This window comes from Chelatococcus reniformis, assembly GCF_014640075.1.
Classification (GTDB): domain Bacteria; phylum Pseudomonadota; class Alphaproteobacteria; order Rhizobiales; family Beijerinckiaceae; genus Camelimonas; species Camelimonas reniformis.
Window position 1 is genome coordinate 754,655 of the sequence record NZ_BMGG01000002.1, and the last position, 18,432, is coordinate 773,086.

20 protein-coding genes are annotated in these 18,432 nt (G+C 66.4%); 11 read left to right on the forward strand and 9 right to left on the reverse strand.

Features of this window, described 5'->3' with window-relative positions; translation table 11 throughout:
- From IEW34_RS07865 to IEW34_RS07880, 4 genes are all read right to left on the reverse strand, one after another.
- On the reverse strand, positions 1-795 hold the full coding sequence (locus IEW34_RS07865; protein WP_188608573.1) for an enoyl-CoA hydratase-related protein: 795 nt from the start codon (positions 793-795) through the stop codon (positions 1-3).
- 59 nt (positions 796-854) lie between these two features.
- Positions 855-2,399, reverse strand: coding sequence for an acyl-CoA synthetase (locus tag IEW34_RS07870; RefSeq protein ID WP_188608574.1), 1,545 nt, complete (start codon positions 2,397-2,399; stop codon positions 855-857).
- Positions 2,400-2,470: 71 nt separating this feature from the next.
- Positions 2,471-3,676 (reverse strand): ABC transporter substrate-binding protein, encoded by a 1,206-nt coding sequence (locus IEW34_RS07875; protein ID WP_188608575.1) that lies wholly within the window; start codon positions 3,674-3,676, stop codon positions 2,471-2,473.
- 90 nt (positions 3,677-3,766) lie between these two features.
- Positions 3,767-4,972 carry an ABC transporter substrate-binding protein gene (locus IEW34_RS07880; RefSeq protein WP_373288188.1) on the reverse strand — a complete coding sequence of 402 codons (1,206 nt, stop codon included), beginning with the start codon at positions 4,970-4,972 and terminating at the stop codon, positions 3,767-3,769.
- Positions 4,973-5,213: 241 nt separating this feature from the next.
- Between IEW34_RS07880 and IEW34_RS07885 the strand changes: the two genes are divergently transcribed.
- Positions 5,214-5,951 (forward strand): SDR family NAD(P)-dependent oxidoreductase, encoded by a 738-nt coding sequence (locus IEW34_RS07885; RefSeq protein ID WP_188608576.1) that lies wholly within the window; start codon positions 5,214-5,216, stop codon positions 5,949-5,951.
- Positions 5,952-6,148: 197 nt separating this feature from the next.
- On the opposite strand, the gene IEW34_RS07890 is transcribed toward IEW34_RS07885, so the two are convergent.
- Positions 6,149-6,874, reverse strand: a complete 726-nt coding sequence (locus tag IEW34_RS07890) for a TetR/AcrR family transcriptional regulator (protein ID WP_188608577.1) — start codon at positions 6,872-6,874, stop codon at positions 6,149-6,151.
- A gap of 407 nt (positions 6,875-7,281) precedes the next feature.
- On the opposite strand from IEW34_RS07890, the gene mgtE reads away from it, so the two are divergent.
- The 9 genes from mgtE (at position 7,282) to IEW34_RS07935 (ending at position 15,194) form a co-directional block, all read left to right on the forward strand.
- Entirely contained in the window at positions 7,282-8,691 is a 1,410-nt protein-coding gene (gene mgtE / locus IEW34_RS07895) for a magnesium transporter (RefSeq protein ID WP_188608578.1), read from the forward strand.
- A gap of 35 nt (positions 8,692-8,726) precedes the next feature.
- Positions 8,727-9,503 (forward strand): glycoside hydrolase family 25 protein, encoded by a 777-nt coding sequence (locus tag IEW34_RS07900; RefSeq protein ID WP_188608579.1) that lies wholly within the window; start codon positions 8,727-8,729, stop codon positions 9,501-9,503.
- A gap of 107 nt (positions 9,504-9,610) precedes the next feature.
- Positions 9,611-10,780: an isovaleryl-CoA dehydrogenase gene (locus tag IEW34_RS07905; RefSeq protein ID WP_188608580.1), complete on the forward strand. Its 1,170-nt coding sequence runs from the start codon at positions 9,611-9,613 to the stop codon at positions 10,778-10,780.
- Between the two features lie 156 nt (positions 10,781-10,936).
- Positions 10,937-11,239 carry a hypothetical protein gene (locus IEW34_RS07910; RefSeq protein ID WP_188608581.1) on the forward strand — a complete coding sequence of 101 codons (303 nt, stop codon included), beginning with the start codon at positions 10,937-10,939 and terminating at the stop codon, positions 11,237-11,239.
- A 181-nt stretch (positions 11,240-11,420) separates the two neighbouring features.
- Complete coding sequence (locus IEW34_RS07915; protein ID WP_188608582.1) at positions 11,421-12,038, forward strand: lysozyme inhibitor LprI family protein; 618 nt, start codon at positions 11,421-11,423, stop codon at positions 12,036-12,038.
- 8 nt (positions 12,039-12,046) lie between these two features.
- Positions 12,047-12,865: an ornithine lipid ester-linked acyl 2-hydroxylase OlsC gene (olsC, locus tag IEW34_RS07920; protein WP_244641855.1), complete on the forward strand. Its 819-nt coding sequence runs from the start codon at positions 12,047-12,049 to the stop codon at positions 12,863-12,865.
- Positions 12,866-12,884: 19 nt separating this feature from the next.
- Positions 12,885-13,736 (forward strand): aldo/keto reductase, encoded by an 852-nt coding sequence (locus IEW34_RS07925; protein ID WP_188608583.1) that lies wholly within the window; start codon positions 12,885-12,887, stop codon positions 13,734-13,736.
- Between the two features lie 36 nt (positions 13,737-13,772).
- Positions 13,773-14,588 carry a YdcF family protein gene (locus IEW34_RS07930; RefSeq protein ID WP_188608584.1) on the forward strand — a complete coding sequence of 272 codons (816 nt, stop codon included), beginning with the start codon at positions 13,773-13,775 and terminating at the stop codon, positions 14,586-14,588.
- Positions 14,589-14,600: 12 nt separating this feature from the next.
- On the forward strand, positions 14,601-15,194 hold the full coding sequence (locus IEW34_RS07935) for a GrpB family protein (protein WP_188608585.1): 594 nt from the start codon (positions 14,601-14,603) through the stop codon (positions 15,192-15,194).
- A 59-nt stretch (positions 15,195-15,253) separates the two neighbouring features.
- On the opposite strand, the gene IEW34_RS07940 is transcribed toward IEW34_RS07935, so the two are convergent.
- Positions 15,254-15,592 carry a DUF3253 domain-containing protein gene (locus tag IEW34_RS07940; RefSeq protein WP_188608586.1) on the reverse strand — a complete coding sequence of 113 codons (339 nt, stop codon included), beginning with the start codon at positions 15,590-15,592 and terminating at the stop codon, positions 15,254-15,256.
- Positions 15,593-15,624: 32 nt separating this feature from the next.
- A complete protein-coding gene (locus tag IEW34_RS07945; protein WP_188608587.1) occupies positions 15,625-16,347 on the reverse strand; it encodes a DUF599 domain-containing protein in 723 nt (240 codons plus the stop codon).
- A 131-nt stretch (positions 16,348-16,478) separates the two neighbouring features.
- On the opposite strand from IEW34_RS07945, the gene IEW34_RS07950 reads away from it, so the two are divergent.
- Positions 16,479-16,892: a rhodanese-like domain-containing protein gene (locus IEW34_RS07950; protein ID WP_188608588.1), complete on the forward strand. Its 414-nt coding sequence runs from the start codon at positions 16,479-16,481 to the stop codon at positions 16,890-16,892.
- A gap of 401 nt (positions 16,893-17,293) precedes the next feature.
- Here IEW34_RS07950 and IEW34_RS07955 read toward each other — a convergent pair whose 3' ends face one another.
- Both IEW34_RS07955 and IEW34_RS07960 read right to left on the reverse strand, forming a co-directional pair.
- The gene (locus IEW34_RS07955; protein ID WP_188608589.1) at positions 17,294-17,524 is read right to left on the reverse strand and encodes a hypothetical protein; all 231 of its coding nucleotides are present in this window, start codon (positions 17,522-17,524) and stop codon (positions 17,294-17,296) included.
- A 132-nt stretch (positions 17,525-17,656) separates the two neighbouring features.
- On the reverse strand, positions 17,657-18,400 hold the full coding sequence (locus IEW34_RS07960) for an acetoacetate decarboxylase (protein ID WP_188608590.1): 744 nt from the start codon (positions 18,398-18,400) through the stop codon (positions 17,657-17,659).
- Positions 18,401-18,432: the final 32 nt, after the last annotated feature.

An 18,432-nucleotide genomic window follows, 5' to 3' on the forward strand; every position in this document is an offset into this window, starting at 1 on the left:
TCAGCGTCCCTTCCAGACCGGCGCTCGCTTCTCCACGAAGGCCAACGGCCCTTCACGGAAATCTTCGGTGCGGGCGTTGCGTTCGGACGCCTCGTCGCTCACGCGCCGCAACTCGGCATCGGAGAGATCGAACGCCCGGCGCGCCACCTTCAGGCTCTCGCGCACCGCCACCGGCGCGTTGGTGCAGATGGCGGCTGCCAGCGCGATCGCCTCCTCCTTGAGCTTCTCGTGCGGCACCACACGGTTGACCAGCCCGTAGGCAGCGGCGCGTTGCACGTCGAGGCGGCCGGCCGTGGCGATGAGCTCCAGCGCGATGGCCTTGGGCAGCGCGCGCGGCAGGCGGTAGATACCCCCGGCCGCGGCGACCAGCCCGCGCGACACCTCCGGAAGCCCGAAGGCGGCGCGCTCGGAGGCGACGATCATGTCGCAGGCAAGCGAGATCTCCAGGCCGCCGGCCAGGGCGAAGCCGTTCACGGCGGCGATCCATACCTTGCTGCGCGGCATATGGACGAAGCCGCCGAAGCCGCCCGCCTCGGTGGAGATACCGGAGCGCTGGCCGGACGACACGGCCTTGAGGTCGGCGCCGGCACAGAAGGCCTGCTCGCCCGCACCGGTGAGAATGACCACCCAGATGTCAGGATCCGCCTCGGTCTCGCGCACGGCCTTCTCCAGGCCTTGGGCGACGGCCGCATTGACTGCATTGCGCGCCTCGGGCCGGTTGATGGTCACCAGCGCGATATGATCGGCGGCGCGTTCGACGAGGACGGCGCTCGACGTGGATGCTTCGGCTGTCACGTGGGTCTCCTTGTTGTTGATCTTCGATACCGGGGGCAGTTCAGTGGCAGGGACGGCGTTCAGATGCGCCGGTCGAGGCCCTCCCAATAGGGCTCGCGCAGCTTGCGCTTGAAGATCTTGCCGGAATCCTCCCGCGGCAGGTCGGCCAGGAACTCGACCTTCTTGGGCACTTTGTAGCCGGCAACATGCTCGCGTAGATAGCCCCGCACCGCGGCCTCGGTGAGATCGGCGCCCGGCTGCGGCTGCACCACGGCCAGCAGCGCCTCGCCGTATTCGTCGTCGGGGACGCCGAATACGGCACAGTCCGCGACGCCAGGCATCTTGTGCAGCTCGGCCTCGATTTCGGCCGGATAGATGTTCACCCCGCCCGAGATGACCATGTCCTTGGCCCGGTCGCACAAGTAGAGAAAGCCGTCGGCATCGAGGTAGCCGACATCGCCGGGCGCAAACAGGCCGCCGCGATCGGAGGCCTGTCGCTTGGAATCGTCGCCGTGATAGGTGAAATCGGAGATGATGTGGGTCTTCGCCGCCACCTCCCCGATCTCGCCCTGCGGCAATTCCTGGCCATCCGCGCTCAGAATCTTGACGGTGGAGAAGTCGAGCGCCTTCCCGACCGTGCCGGGGTGTGCGAGCCACTCCTGCGAGTTGCACAGGGTGACGATGCCCGTCTCGGTCGCGCCGTAGTATTCGTTGATGATCGGTCCCCACCACTCGATCATCTGCCGCTTGATTGGCGGCGACACCGGCGCGGCGGCGTGAATGACGAACTTGAGCGACGACAGGTCGTACCTGGCCTTGACGTCGTCGGGCAGCTTCACCAGCCGGTTGAACATGATCGGCACCATGTGCAGGTGCGTCACCTTACGCGTCTCGATCAGCTTGAGCAGGTCTTCACTGTCATAGCGGGGCTGCAGGATGACGTTGCCGCCGAGCCGAGCCGCGATGGTGCCGTAGGCGTTGGGGGCCGAATGGTACATCGGCCCCGTCACCACGGTGACGATCCGGCTCGGATCCGCCAGGTCGTCGGCGAAGCCGAAGCCCTTGGCGAGCACCACGATGAAGCCCTGAGCCTGCTCCGGCGTCGGCGGAGCGCGCCGCACGCCCTTGGGATGGCCCGTGGTTCCGGAGGTGTAGATCATCGTGCTCGGCGGCTCGATGGGCGTCGGCGGGAGCGGCGTAAGGGCGCCCAGCCACGTGCTCCAGTCGGTCGCGCCAGGCGGAACCCGGCAGCGCTCGGGCGCAATGGCGTAGGCTGCGGCGATCTCCGGCGGCGTCTCGACGACGAACACCGCCACGCCCGCCGGGATCGCCGCGCGGATCGGCTCCAGCAGGTCGGCGTGGATGACCACCGCCTTGGCCTCGCAGTTCTCGAGCAGGTAGCGTGCTTCCGCTTCCGTGTAGTGCCAGTTCACCGGCACCGGGTAGGCGCCGAGCAGGCCCGCGGCGAAGCTGGCCTCGAAGAAAGCGAGGTCGTTGCGCAGGTAGACCGCGACCGTATCACCCTGCCCGATGCCCAGTTCCTTGAAGCCGGACGCCGCTCGGGCCGCCCGGTCCTGCAGCTCTTCCGTGGTGAGCCGCCGCTCGCCGCTGGTGATCTCGCCCATTCTGTCCTCCATCCACGGTGCGCGCGGTCGGGCGCCGGGCCGCGAAGCCGTGCGTCGGCGACCCGGTCCGTCTAGTCGGTTATCGGCTCGCCGAAGAGTTCCCAGCTTTCGCCCGCGAACCGTTGCAGGCGCAGGGTGCGGAAGGCGCTGAAGTTGTCCGGCGTGGTCTTGACGGAGATGCCCGGAAGCAGCATCGGCAACGTCGCCTCGTCGATGCTCGCCACCTGCTTCATGAGGTTCTCGCGCGTCAGCTCGTCGCCGCAGCGCTCGAGCAGCTTCGCCATCATGTGGGCCGAGATGTAGCCCAGCACCGCGCTCGACTCGATCATGCGCCCTTCGAGGCCGTTGCGCTTCATGAAGGCGGCGTACTCCTGCATGACCGGATCGTCCTTCCAGAGCGGATCCAGCGGCACCTTGGAATAGGCAACGGTGACGATGCCCTGCGCCTTGTCGAAGCCGGCGGGCTTGATCACGCCGCCCACCGAGTTGGCGACCGACACCAGCATGTGCAGCGGTTTCCAATCGATCTCGTGGACCTTGCGGATGGCCTGGGCGGCGAACTTGGGGGTCGACATGTTGAACAGCACGTCGGCGCCGGAGGCCTTGAGCTTGAGGATCTGCGAGTCGACGGTGGGGTCGGTGACCTCGTAGGTCGCCTCGGCGACGATCATGGTCTTGGCCTTGTCGCCCAGGCCCTCCTTGAAGCCTCTGACGTAGTCCCGGCCGGAATCGTCGTTCTGCGCCAGGATGGCGATCTTGCCGTTCGGCCGCGCGCTCAGCACGTGGCGGGCATGGATGGCCCCCTCCGCGTCGTAGAGCGGATAGAACGCCATGGTCCACGGATAGGCCTTCGGGTCGTTCCACTTCACGGCCCCGGTCGACAGCATGATGTGCGGGACCTTCTTGCCGTTGGCGTACTTATGGACGGCGCTGCTCGGCGCGGTGCCGAGCGAGCCGTAGATGGCGAAGACCTCCTCCTGCTCCACCAGCCGGCGGGTCTGCTCCAGGCTCTTGGGCGGGCTATAGGCATCATCCAGGCTGATGAAGTCGATCCGGCGCCCGTTGATCCCGCCCTTGTCGTTGATCTCCTTGAAGAACGCGCCCTCGACCATGCCCGTCACGCCGTAGGTCGATGCCGGCCCGCTGTAGGGCATGGTCTGGCCGAGCTTGATCTCGCTGTCGGTGACGCCGGGACCGTACTGCTTGGGCGCGGCCGCCACCGGGCTCGCCACCAGCGCAAGGGCGCCGGCGCCGGCCAACACGGAACGAATTGTCATGTCGCCTCACTTTCCTGCCAGTCAATGTCGCCGCGAGCGAGCGCTCGCCGGCTTGGGCGCGAGCCACCGCAGCGGCCCGCGCCCGCCGCGTCAGTCGGTGATGGGGTCGCCGAACAGGACGTAGCCTTTGCCCTCGAAGCGCTGGAGACGGAGCGTGTGAAAGGCGCTGAAATTGGTCGGCGTGGTCTTGACCCCGATGCCCGGCAGCAGCATCGGCAGCGTTGGCTCGTCGATGCTCGCGACCTTCTTCATCAGGTTCTCGCGCGTGAGGTCGTCACCGCAGGCTTCCAGCAGCTTATGCATCATGATGGCCGAGATGTAGCCGGTGACCGCGCCGGCATCGGTCAGCTTGCCCTCTTGGCCGATCTCCTTCATGAAGCTGACGAATTCCTTCATCACCGGATCATCGTTCCACAGCGGGTCGCCGACGCTCTTGGCCGATACCGCGGTGATCACGCCTTGCGATGCCTCCAGGCCGGCCGGCTCGAGCACGCCGGCGATCGAGCTCGCGACGCTGACCAGCAGGGTCGTCGGCTTCCAGCCGAGCTCGTACACCTTCTTGATGGCCTGTGCTCCAAACTTGGGCGTCGACATGTTGAACATGGTGTCGGCGCCGGAGGCCTTGAGCTTGATGATCTGGGAATCGACGGTGGGATCGGTGACCTCGTAGGTCGTCTCGGCGACGACCATGGACTTGGCCTTGTCGCCGAGCCCCTCCTTGAAGCCCCTGACGTAGTCGCGCCCGGCATCGTCGTTCTGCGAGAGAATGGCGATCTTGGCATTGGGCTTGGTCTGGAGGATGTATTTGCCGTAGATACGCCCCTCCATCGTGTAGGATGGATAGAGCGCCATGGTCCAAGGATAGTTCTTTGGATCATTCCACTTGTCGGCGCCAGTCGATATTAAGATCTGAGGCACCTTCTTGCTGTTGAGATACTTGTGGATGGCCGAATTGGTTGGCGTGCCAATGGTGCCATAGATGGCCAGCACGCCCTCGTCCTCCACCAGCTTGCGTGTCTGCTCCACGGTCTTGGGCGGGCTGTAGCCATCATCGAGGGAGATCAGGTTGACCTTGCGGCCGTTGATGCCGCCCTTCGCGTTGAGCCGCTTGAAGTAGGCCAGTTCCACCGTGCCGAGCACGCCGTAGGCCGAAGCCGGGCCGCTGTAGGGCATCGTCTGGCCGAGCTTGATCTCCGTGTCGGTGACGCCGGGGCCGTATTTCTTCTCGGCAGCCGACGCCGATCCGACGGCGCATGCAAGGGCGCAAACGCCCAGCGTGAAGGGACGCATCATCATTCTCTGGAGCCCTCGTCGTTTCCTCTGAGCGCTCGGGACGCGGGGCCGTCGCGCTCTTATCGTTGGGCGGGCATGCTTAACCGAAACAAGCGTTAGGTCAAATCCGCCTGAATGGTCATAGGAATACCTTGCAAGCCTCGCACGACCCAGTAGACGTGCAGAGTGGGTTCACTTTTGCGCGCCATCCTCTAGAGGCTGGCCGAGCGGGCGCTGGCGCCCGGCCCAGACGAGGGAACGGCCCATGAGCGAACTCGACTATTCCGGGAAGAACGTCCTCGTCGTGGGCGGCTCGAGCGGCATCGGCAACGGCATCGCCCAGGCCTTTCGGGCAAGGGGCGCATCGGTCTTCGTCTGGGGCACCAGGGCCGGCGCCGCCGACTATTCCGCGGACGACGGCTCCGATCTGACCGGGCTGACCTACGCCCGGGTCGACGTCTCCGATTTCGCCGCCATCGAGGGGCACCAGCCACCGTTCTCGAAGCTCGATGTCCTGGTGCTGTCCCAGGGTCAGGTTATCTACAAGCGCGGCGAATTCACCACCGATGGCTTTCGCAAGGTGGTCGACGTCAACCTGAACAGCCTGATGGCGTGCAGCGCCAAGTTCCACGACATGCTGGCAGCGGCCGGCGGATCGCTCATCATCGTGAGCTCGACGGCCGCGTTCCATTCGACCAAGGGCAATCCTGCCTACAACGCCTCCAAGACGGGCGCCTTCGGCCTGACCCGCACCCTGGGCGAAGCGTGGGCAGCCGACGGAATTCGCGTCAACGGGATCGCGCCGGGCCTCGTCGACACCAAGATGACGAAGGTTACGACGGCCAACCCCGAGCGGCTCGAGGGCGCGCTCAGAGGGATTCCGCTGGGCCGGCTTGGCACACCGCAGGATATGGCAGGCGTCGCCCTGTTCCTGGCTTCGCCGCTGGCCGCCTACGTCGTCGGCCAAACCATCCCGGTGGATGGCGGCCTTATTCTTGCGTGATCGTCGCCGCGCTCGGACGTGATCGACACGGCCGGGCAAGCCTCAACAACGAAAAAACGTGATCCCGTGTCGCGGCTGAACGCCGATCCCAGCTGCGGGCCTTCGTGTCCACCCGGGCGCTTGCCGCCGATGAGATCGTCCGAGCGGCAGCGCCTTGGATTGATCAGGCGGGGCCGGGCGCCCATCGGGGCCGGCGCTCAGATGCTGTCTGCGCTGAACAGCAAGGGGTTGATAGCCGCCTGCTCTGACAGGCCTCCTGCGCCGCCTTGCTCGCGCCGTGCCGCCTCGGCCAGGGTTGCGGTGGAGGGCGGGCTGCTCAACAGGGCGATGGCGGTGTCGAGCAGGTTGTCGATCGCCGTGCGCGAGCCCCACCACTTGTTGCCGCGCTTGCGCTGATCGAGATTGGCTTCCCGCTCCGCGATCACGGCGCCGAGATACAGGCTGAGGAACGTCAATCGCTGCTTGAGCAGCGGCTCCGGGATGTCGGGCAGCAGACGCTTGAGATGCGCATGGCAGCGACGGAAGCCGACCGTCCAGCGGTTCTCCAACGCCTCGACGAACAGCTTGCGATGGCTCATCTGCAGGACGGTGATGAAGCGGACGTAGCTATGGTCGTCCCCCTCCCCGTCCGCGGCGATGGTGCTCATCACGAGAATCTGGAGGATGTCACGCAGCTCGACCGCCTTGCCGCTCTGCTCGAACTCGCTCAGCGCCTGGAGGCGACGCTCGTCCACCAATTTTGCGCCATCGGCGACCAGCTCACGGACGAGCGCCTCCTTCGAGCCGAAGTAGTAGTGAACCGATCCGTTGTTGCGCGCGCCAGCCGCCGATACGATATCGCGAACCGAGACACCATCAATCCCGCGCTGCGCAAATAGTCGCCGCGAGACACGCTTGATGCGGTCGGCCGTGTCATCCAGCATCCGTACGGTTCCTTTACGTCACTCAGTCCTGCGCATCGGCCGATCGAGAAAGGCCTGTATTACTAAAGCAGGAAAAAAAGAAAATCACCTCGTTAGAGGTACAGAGCAATAGGCCTTGTGACCTATGCCAACCCACGACTCCCGTGTAACCCTAAGCATAAGGGATACGACATCACTCTTGCAAAGGATAAACTTCGTCGCTTACGGCGACATTTGCCCGGCCATCGGCCGTGGCAACCGCCAAATCCTGCCATTCCCACTGATTTTTTGTGTCAAGGATAGTATAGCGTGCGCGGAAAGCGCTCACAAGCGTCGGTTGATTCCGCGTGCATCGTCCTGCGCCTGTGAATTTGTCATGGTCGCCGGGGGTCCCTAAAAGATCGCGACCTCGCGCACTGGGACTGGCCATGACGGACGTCGACACCGCCTCTTCCGCTCGTCCTCCAGCTCCGAACGTCCGCCTCGAATCTGAGGAGCTCAACCCTGCCTTCGTCGCGGCGATCGCTGCCGCCGTCTCGCGCAGTGACGGCGATGGGCTGGCGCAACTGATCCAGGACCTGCACGAGGCTGACGTCGGCGCCCTCATCGAGGCGCTCGAGCCCGACGACCGCCCCCGGTTCATCCTCCTGCTCGGATCGCGCTTCGACTTCACCGCCTTGACGGAGGTGGACGATGCGGTCCGCGAAGCGGTCCTGGCGGAGCTGCCGCAGGATGCGATCGTGGAAGGTGTGGCCGAACTGCCCATCGATGATGCCGTCTATATCCTCGAAGATCTCGATAGCGATGAAAAGGACGAAATCCTCGACCGTCTGCCGTCGCCTGAACGCGTCGCGCTGCAACGGTCTCTGGATTTCCCGGAGGAGTCTGCCGGCCGCCGCATGCAGACGGACTTCGTGGCCGTCCCGCCCTTCTGGGGTGTCGACCAGACGCAACGCTACCTGCGCGAAACGGCCGATCTGCCCGAAGCCTTTTCCGAGCTGTTCGTTGTCGATCCGCGCTATCGCCTGGTGGGCTCGGTGCCGCTCGACAAGCTCTTGCGCGCCTCGCGCAACACCCGCATCGGCGAGCTCGCCAGCGAAGATCGCCACCGGGTGCGCGCCACCGACGACCAGGAGGATGTGGCCCGGCTCCTGCAGCGCTACAATATGCTCTCCGTTCCCGTTGTTGACGACGGCGACCGGCTCGTCGGCGTGATGACGGTCGACGACGTCGTCGACGTGATCCAGGACGAAGCGGACGAGGATCTGAAGGCGCTCGGCGGCGTCCGCGGCGAGGAGGAGCTGTCTGACTCGGTCTGGTACATTACACGCAGCCGCTTCAGCTGGCTTTTTGTCAATCTCGTGACGGCCTTCGTCGCCGCGAGCGTTCTGGACGTGTTTAAGGGCCAACTGCAACAGATGGTCGCGCTCGCGGTGCTGGCGCCGATCGTCGCGAGCCAGGGTGGCAACGCCGCCACCCAGACGATGACGGTCGCGGTGCGCGCCCTCGCCACCCGGGAACTGACCCGCTCCAACGCGCTACGCGTCGTCTGGCGCGAGGTGCGTGTGGGCATGCTGAACGGCTTCGGCTTCGCCGTGCTGACGGGAGCGATCGCGAGCCTGTGGTTCGACAGCATCGGTCTGGGCCTGGTGATCGGCTGTGCCATGGTGATCAACATGCTGGCCGGCGCCCTCGGCGGCATCCTGATCCCGCTGGTGCTCGACCGCTACCGCGCCGATCCGGCGGTCTCCTCCGGCGTGTTCGTGACCACGGTCACCGACGTTGTGGGCTTCTTCGCTTTCCTCGGCATTGCGACCTTGTGGTTTGGGCTTTCGTAATCAAACTTCAATCATTCCGTCCGAAACGTCGACGCATGAACCGCCGCCGCGTTACCGCTCGCTCCCGCGCCATCGCGACATCGCTGATCTGCCTCGCGCTCGCGGCCTGCGCCGCCGAGCGGCCGATGGTGCATGGCAAGATGAGCGATGCCAAGCCGCATCCGGGCGTCGCAGGGGCCATGAAGCTGCCGATCCACGGCATCGACGTCTCCAAGTGGCAGGGCAACATCGACTGGAACGCCGTCCGCGATGCCGGCACCGAGTTCGTCTTCATCAAGGTCACGGAGGGCGGCGACGTCTTCGACAACCGCTTCCTGATCAACTGGGCAGGCGCCAAGGCCGCCGGCATCGCCCGCGGCGGCTACCATTTCGTCTATTGGTGCCGCCCGGCTCTCGAACAGGTCGCCTGGTTCGAAAAGCATCTGCCGGCCGATCCGGACGCCTTGCCGCCCGTGCTCGACGTGGAATGGAACGGCCATTCCAAGACCTGCCCGAGGAGGGTGCCGCGCGCCGAGGCGCTGGAGATGATGCGCGTCATGCTCTCCGCGCTCGCCCAGCACTCCGGCAAGCGGCCCATCATCTACACCGACATGAACTTCTTCAAGGATGTGCTCCAGGAGGGCGGCTTCGAGGAATACCCGCTGTGGATCCGCAGCACCGCCGCCGAGCCCCAGCAGCGCTACGACCGGCACTGGTACTTCTGGCAGTACACCACCACCGGCCGCGTCCCCGGCATCAAGGGCAACGTCGACCGGAACGTCTTCTTCGGCACCGCCGAGATGTGGACGAAATTCATGAACGGCGACCTCTGAGCCGCGCAGACGGCTTGCCTGCCGCCCGCTTTTCATGCCCCATCCGCGCCGGGTCCGCTGCTCCCTGACCGGGAGCCGGGCCTCTATAATCCGGAGAGGAGTTCGCCATGCTCGCCAACGCACCGCCCTTTAATTTCGACCTTGGCGAGACCGCCGACCAGATCCGCGACACCGTTGCCGCCTTCGCCCAGGCCGAGATCGCGCCGCGGGCCGACGCGATCGACAAGACCAACACGTTCCCGCGCGACCTGTGGCCCAAACTCGGTGAGCTCGGGCTGCTCGGCGTCACGGTGGAGGAGGATTACGGCGGCTCGGGGCTCGGCTATCTGGAGCACTGCCTCGCCATGGAGGAGATCTCCCGCGCCTCCGCCTCCGTCGGCCTGAGTTACGGGGCCCACTCCAACCTGTGCGTCAATCAGATCCGCCGCAACGGCACCGAGGCCCAGAAGCGCAAGTACCTGCCCAAGCTGATGTCCGGTGAGCACGTGGGAGCGCTCGCCATGTCCGAAGCCGGGGCCGGCTCAGACGTCGTGTCGCTGAAGCTGCGGGCCGAACGCAGGGGCGACCGCTTCGTGCTGAATGGCACCAAGTTCTGGATCACCAACGGGCCGATCGCCGAGACGCTGGTCGTCTACGGCCGCACCGACCCCAACGCGGGACCGCGCGGCATCACCGCCTTTCTGGTGGAGCGGGGTATGAAGGGCTTCTCAACGGCCCAGAAGCTCGACAAGCTGGGCATGCGCGGCTCCGATACCGGCGAGCTCGTGTTCGAGGACTGCGAGGTGCCGGAGGACAACGTGCTCGGCGCCGTCGGCCGCGGCGTCGAGGTGCTGATGTCGGGGCTCGACTACGAGCGCGCCGTGCTGGCGGCGGGGCCGCTCGGCATCATGCAGGCCTGTCTGGATGTGGTGCTGCCTTACGTGCACGAGCGCAAGCAGTTCGGCCAGCCGATCGGCACCTTCCAGCTCGTCCAGGGCAAGGTCGCCGACATGTATGTGGCGATGAACGCCTGCCGCGCCTACGTCTATGCCGTCGCCAAAGCGTGCGACCGGGGCGAGACCACCCGGGAGGATGCGGCCGGCGCCATTCTCTACGCGGCCGAGAAGGCGACGCAATGCGCGCTCGATGCCATCCAATTGCTCGGCGGCAATGGCTACATCAACGACTATCCGACCGGACGCCTGCTGCGCGACGCCAAGCTTTATGAGATCGGCGCCGGCACCAGCGAGATCCGCCGGATGCTCATCGGCCGCGAGCTGTTCGCCAAGTCCGCCTGATCGCCAAGACCGCCTGATCACCAAGTCCGCCTGATCAATGCTGCCTGATCACCAGGACAGGCTGATCGCAGGACCGCCCGAGGCCGCCGGCTTTTGGGGAACCTGCGATTAGCCCATGGATTGTCCTCCCGTCGCTTTAGGCCTAGGAACTCCCTGATGAAATTCGGCATTCTCGTCGCCGCGGCCTTCGCCGCTCTCGTGGCCCTTCCCATCGCCGGCCCGGCGCAGGCGCAGGGCATCGTCCGCGGTGTCGACGACGGCACCAGGGCCGGCAACCGCGTCAGCCGGCCAGTCGGGGGCGTTCGCAGCGTCTCGCCGCGGACCCATGTCCGGCACAGCGTGCGGGCGCCGGACAGGGGCCACGTGCGCCACCGGGGCCACAACGGCCATAGGACCTACCACGGCCGGCGCGCCCACCATCACGGCAAGGTATATCACCACCGGCGCGTCGACCGCTGACGGGGGCCCTCCTTCGGTGGGCCGGCTCGGCCCAGCGGCCGACTGCCGCCCCTAGAGCGCTCCCTATCGGGTGGAACCACCCGAGCAGGGAGAAGCGCTCCAGATTCAAAGACCTGAAGCATTTCTAACCGATCAGATGATTCCATCTGATCGGGAAATGCCCTAGCGCCCCGAGGTCTCCATGAGCCAGCTGCTGCTGCGCGCCGGCGTCGTCTGCTCGCTCGGGCTGGCGGCGCCTGCGGTCTTGGCGGGCGATGCCGCAACGCCCGCGGACAAGGCCCTCATCGATGCCTGCGTCATCGCGGCCGCCGTCGGCCAGGCGCACGCGTGCATCGGCCGCGTCTCCGACCCTTGCATGGCTGCGCCGGGTGGCCAGAGCACGGCCGGCATGAATGCCTGCCTCAGCCGCGAGATCGCCGCGTGGGACGAGCGTCTCAACGCCGACTACGCGGTCGCGCTGACCAGCGAGGCGGCGCGCCGAGCAACTCGGACGGCGCCCAACGGCGCGGTGCGCACGACGACCGGAGCCGACCTGATCCGCGCCACCCAGCGTGCCTGGATCGCCTTTCGCGACGCCAAGTGCTCCGCCGCGCAGCTTCCCAGGAGGGCGGCACCGGCATGGGGCCGTTGGGCGGCGATTGCCTGCTTCAGGAGACGGCGCGGCAGGACCTCTGGCTGGCGACGTTTGCCCGGCCGTGAGCATCCGCGAGCGGGACGCGCCCATTGCTTGCCACAAAGGCACGTCGTAGCTAGCCGCATCGGCCCGAGCCAATCCAGGGAGCATGTAGGTCGAAAGTGACCCAACAAGTGACAACACCCCCGTCGCCCCGGACCGAACCGGCGCAGAATTTCGGCACCGAAGGCATTGCCGCCATGCAGCGGCCCAGCCTGATCACGCGCGCACTGATGGCCGTGGTCTCCCGCGTCGAGCGCCTCAACCTCCGTTTCTCCAAGGTCGGCAACCCACCGGTCTACGACAAGGCGACCTTCCCGTGGGTGGCCGGGATCGAGGAGCAGTGGCACCTCATCCGATCGGAGCTCGACAAGGTCATGGTCCGCCAGAGCGAGCTGCCGACGTTCCAGGATATCTCGACGGACGTGAAATCCATCAGCCAGGACACGGGCTGGAAGACATTCTTCCTGGCCGGCTACGGGCTCACGTCGGACCGCAACATCGCCCAATGCCCGCAGACCTGGCGCGTCCTGCAGACGATCCCAGGCCTCAAGACGGCCATGTTCTCGATCTTCGAGCCGGGCAAGCATCTGGCCCCGCATCGCGGCCCCTACAACGGCGTGCTCCGCCTGCATCTGGGACTGATCGTGCCCGGCCCGCGCGACAAGCTCGCGATTCGGGTCTCCGATCAGGTGTGCCATTGGGAGGAGGGCCAGGCGCTCATTTTCGACGATGCCTATGAGCACGAGGCGTGGAACCACACCGACAAGACGCGGGTGGTGCTGTTCGTCGATTTCGTCAAGCCGTTGCGTTTCCCGGCCAACCTGATCAACTGGCTGCTCCTGAACATCGCGGTCTTCACCCCGTTCATCCGCGAGGGCGCCGACAACCACAAGGAGTGGGAGAAGCGCTTCTATGCGGAGGCGGAAGCCCTCCGCAACCGGCCCAACTGACCCCGGGAGCCCTCGCCCCATGACCGATGCCGCCCTCGTCCACACCCAGCCCTACGTGCACGCCAACGGCGCCGCGATCCCGTGCCTCGGGCTCGGCACCTGGCAGTCGTCGGGCGACGAGGGCGCACGTGCCGTAGAGGCGGCATTGAGGACCGGCTATCGCCATGTCGATACCGCCGCCGCCTACCGCAACGAGGAACAGGTCGGCGCGGCGCTGCGCGCCTCCGGCGTGCCGCGGGGCGAGATTTTCCTGACCACCAAGGTCTGGTACGACCGGATCGGCAAGGACGACGTGCAGCGAGCGGCCGAGGCGAGCCTCAAGCGGCTCGGCCTCGAATACATCGACCTGCTGCTGATCCACTGGCCCAACCCCGACTATACGCTCGCCGACACGATGGCCGGGCTGTCCGCGGTCCGGCGCGAGGGCCTCGCCCGGAACATCGGCGTATCCAACTTCACCGTCGCGCTCATGGACGAGGCCGTCCGGCACGCCGCCGAGCCGTTGGCGACCAACCAGTGCGAATACCACCCGTATTTGGACCAGACGCCGGTGATCAATGCCTGCCGCGCCTACGGCATGGCGTTCACCTCCTATTCGCCCATCGGTCGGGGCGCTCTGCTCCAGGACGCCACCATCGTCCGTATCGCCGAGCAGCACGGGCGAACACCAGCCCAGATCGTGCTGCGCTGGCACATCCAACAGCCGGGCGTCGTCGCCGTGCCGAAATCGGTGACGCCGGCCCGCATCGCCGAGAACCTCGCCGTGTTCGACTTCGAGCTCGGCCCCGCGGAGATGGACGCAATCTTCGCCCTGCGGCGCCGGGATGGGCGCACCATCAGCCCCTCATGGGCACCGACGTGGGACACATGAGCGGCCATCGCTGACGGCGCGGCGACCGGCCGGACGATGTTCTTTACGGCTTCCAAGGTCTTCTGGTTCTTCGCCACCCCGTCGAACCTGCTCATCGTCCTGGCTGTCCTGGGCCTGGTGGTGAGCCGGCTCGGAGGGCGCCGCCTGGGCGGCGGCCTGACGGCGGCCGCCGTGCTCGCCCTCGCCGTCCTCGGCGCCAGCCCGCTGCCGCGGCTGATGATGCGGGGGCTGGAGGACCGGTTTCCGGCCCGCACCGCCGAGGACCTCGGCCGGATCGACGGCATCATCGTTCTCGGCGGGTCCGTGCATCTCGCCCGCGGCCAGCCCAAGCTCAACGATGCCGGTGCTCGGATGACGGCCGCGGCGGCCCTGGCGCGCCGCTTTCCCGATGTGCGCATCGTCTTCAGCGGTGGCACCGGACAGTTGCTCCGCTTCGACGACGACGAGATCGAGGCCGACGCCTCGCGGCTGCTGATGGCCTCCCTGGGCCTCGACGGGCCGCGCGTCATCTACGAGGATCGGTCGCGCAACACGCGCGAGAATGCGGTGTTCAGCAAGGAAGCGGTGAAGCCGCGGCCCGGCGAGCGTTGGCTGCTCGTCACCTCGGCCTTCCACATGCCGCGCTCGGTGGGCATCTTCCGGCAGATCGGCTTCGATGTCGTCCCCTACCCGGTCGACTTCCACACCAAGCGCCGGCTGTCCGATTGGTCGCCGTTCGCGACCTTCTCCAGCGGCCTGCGGCTTGCCGATCTCGCCGCCAAGGAGTGGATCGGGCTCGTCAGCTATCGACTGGCCGGCTATACCGACGCCCTTTTTCCCGCTCCGGCCCAGGAGACGGCGCGCCACGACTGAGGAGGGCCTTGCATGATAACGGCATCACGTTCGGACGATCCGTTCGGCCGCATCGCTCTCGTCGCCTACAACGCGGATTGGCTGAACCATTATCGCGAGATCGTTTCCTCCCTGCGGTCCGCCTTTCCCGAATCCGCTCAATTTCATCATATCGGGTCGACAGCCGTGCCCGGCATGGCCGCCAAGGATATCATCGACGTCCAGGCGACTGTCGGCGGCTTCGACGATGTCGACGGGGATCGTCTGGCCGCGTTGAGCTATGCGAAGCTGCCCGTGCAGTCCGACCACGCGCCTGCCGGCCGCCACATCGCCGCCAGCGAACTCGAGAAGCGCTTCTTTCGAGGAATGGCACGGCCGGCGAACCTGCACGTCCGCATCAACGGCCGCTTCAATCAGCGCTATCCGCTGCTGTGCCGGGACTATCTGCGCGCCCACCCGGTGACGGCGGCGTCCTACCAGCTCATCAAACAGCGGCTCGCCCATTGGTTTCCTGACGACGCCGACCGCTACTACGATGTGAAGGACCCGTTGTTCGACGTGATCATGGATGGAGCAGAAGCCTGGGCGAAGCTGCTCGGGTGGACGTTGCCGCCCGGCGATGCCTAGAGCATTTCGCTCGAAAACGCTCGAGCAAGGAGTCTCGCGGCCCGTCTCGCCGCCCGCGGCTACGGCGGCGGCGCCCGGCCGATGCGGTAGATGCCGCGGATATCGCCGGGATCGATCGGCTTGCCCTTGCGGTAGATGACAATCCGGCCATCCTTCGCCAAGGCCGCGAGAATCCGTCGCAGGGGCTGCATCAGGGGGCCCCATCCTTCCGGATGCATCCCGCCGACGGCGCGCGCCACCTCGGTCGGGTCCAGCGTCTTGCCGGGACCGCGGCGGTCGATCAACGCGAACACCGCCGCCTCGAGTTGGGCGGCGACGGCGGTCGCCGGCCTGGGCGGTCCGGAGCGCGCCCCGTCGGGCGCCGACGCCTGGCCGGAGGTGGTTTCGTCGCGAGCCATGCACGGGTGATGCGCGCTCCCGGTCAGGCGCGTCAAGGCCCCTTCTCGGCTGCCGCGTCGCCGCCCGCCTCGGCCGGCGACGTGAGCTCGAGGGCGGCACGGCCCTCCGACGAGAATTGTCGTCGCCACATGGCCCGCAGCACAAGCGCCGTGGCCGCGATCATCACGTAGGCGCTCACAAACCAGCCCAGGTAGGCGAGCGCGAAGAAGAACGCCCGCTGACCGCGGTTGAAGTGCCGACCTGCCGCAACGTGCATGGCAGCGCAGCGGCGCACGTGCAGCGCCCCCTCCCGGCGCTCCTGCGGCGGCGGCATCGCGCCGATCAGGATGGCCGCATAGTTGAACAGGCGGTACGACCAGGCGAACTTGAAAAAGGCATAGCCGAAGATGATGACGAGGCCGACGACCTTGATCTCCCATCCGAGCCGACTGGTCATCACGGCAAACGGCAGATCAGCGATGAGCCGCAGCACGTCGTCGGTCGAGCGCAACAGAGCCAGCGAGCCGCCCATGGCAAGGAGCGCGGTCGAGGCGAAGAAGGCCGTGCCGTTCTGCAGCGCCGCCATGATGCTAGCATCGACGATCCGCTGCTCGCGCTCCCACATGCGCTCCATCCACACGAGGCGGAACCCGTTCATCCGCATGTTGAGGCTGCGGTGGGCACCGCGCCAGCGCTCCACCGCCAGCGTGTAGCCACCCCAGGCCGCGGCAAAGAAGGCGACTGCAATATAGTCGGCTACCGAAAACGGATTCATGCGTCGGCTCCCGCTCTCAGCCTCAGCGGCTCTCGCCCGGCCCGCGACGCGCGGCAAGCGCACTCGCCACATTGTCATTGGCGCGCGATTGATCAAATCTGCGGCGGAAACGCACGATCAAGGAGAACGCCATGGCGCAGACCATCGTTGTGAGCTCGCAGCAGCTCGTAGAGGAGGCCGAACGGGCCATCGAGACCCTCACGGTCGCCCAGGCGCTGGCGCTTCACGGCCGTGACGACGTCACCTTCGTGGACATTCGCGATCCACGCGAGCGCGAGCGCGAAGGCAAGATCCCGGGCGCCTTCTCCTGCACGCGCGGCATGCTGGAGTTCTGGATCGATCCGGCCAGCCGCTACTACAAGCCGGTGTTCGGGGAGGACAAGACGTTCGTCTTCTTCTGCGCCGGCGGCCTGCGCTCGGCCCTCGCCGCCGCCACCGCCAAGCACATGGGCCTCCAACCCGTCGCCCACATGGCCGGCGGCTTCGGCGCCTGGCGCGATGCGGGTGGGCCGCTCGAAGCTCCCGAGGCCAGGAAGGCGACCTGAGCGCCTCAGATGCGGCCCGAAGCGCCCCGATCGGAACAGAGCGATCACGTCGTCGGCGCTCGCGCCGCCGGTGACGAGGGCTTCGATGAGCATTGCGCTCGCTTCGGTGTCGGGAACGTCGACCTCGACGCCGTTCACGTCGAGAAACGCGACGCCCGCATGAACGCGGTCCGCTTGTTTCCTGCTCGAAGCGGTGGTTTCTGGCGATCGCCTCGATGAGCCGCACTGCGAGCACGATGAGGTCGTCCATCGGCTCGTAGTGGAAGAGGTTCTAGGGGCGAACGGCCGCGCTTTCGAGCAGGGAGCGGCTGAGAACAAAATGGTTTTCGCCGCTCGCCTCGACAACGATGGCATTCAATTCCTCGATCTGGTCGGGGGTGAACCAGACAGGCTCCACCGCCTCACCGGCCCAGATACGACGTAATCACCGGATACTTCGCCAGAGACCTGCGGAATGCATCGTCATGCCGATTGCGGTCGAGCTCCGCTGCCACGATAGCCAACTTGGCAAGATCCTGCTTGAGCAACTCTAACGCGGCGGCCTGCGCCCCAAGTGCATTGCGGACGCTCGCGACTTCATCCAGTTCGGCTGGCGCTGTCTGCGCCTCCGCCCGGTCGATCGCCGCGCGCAAGAACCGCCATGGTGCGCGCGATCTGCTCGACCGCGGCGCCCAGAACCGTGACGCTTTCGCTGATATTTGCGGGCAGGCCCATGGTGGTCTCCTGCCCGCAATATAGACGTCCACTTCGCCGGGCCCAAGCGGTCAGCGCTCGGCGAGGTAGTCGTGCACGATCTTGCCCAGGCCCAGCGTCAGGTCGCTCTGGATGTGCATGGCGGAGATCACCTCCAGCACCGGCAACTCGGCGACCGGGGCGAGCGCGTGCGGCGTCAGCGCCAGGGCACCCGGGCCGGTCCATGCGCCCTTCACCGTTACCTCCTCGAGCGCGTACTCGACGATCTCGCAGATGCGCGGCGAGGCATCCGGATTGGGGATGATCTTGAGCAGCCAGTTGGGCAAGGCGAACGAGGCTTCGACAGCCTTGATGTCGAAGGGATAGTGCTTGTAGCCCATGGTCGCCGTGGCAACGCGGGTGGAGCCGTAGTCGAGCGTGCCGAGCAGGTGGTCGCTGTCCACCTTGAGCGATGGGCTGGCGAGCTTCTTGGGGAAACCCCACAGCTCACGCCCGCCGGCGATCGGCGCCTCGTCGTTGAGGAACATGCAATGAGTGTAGTTGCCCTTGCGGCCGTTGAAGGTCACGGGGATCACCTGTCCGGTCTCGGTGTAGTCGCCGAAGCCGGTGGAATCGGGCATGCGGATGAACTCGTACTTGACGATCGGGTCGGTGACCTCCAGCGGCGCCGGCACCACGGCGCGAAGCTTATCCGGGTCGGTCCGGTAGGTGATGATGAGGAACTCGCGGTTGTGGAACCGGTACGGTCCCGGCGGAAAGGCCGGGCTCGTCAGCGGCATGGCGTAGGCCTTCTTGCGCACGTCCTGTTCGTTCATCGTCGGCTCCGTGGTCTCAAGCAAGGTCAGGG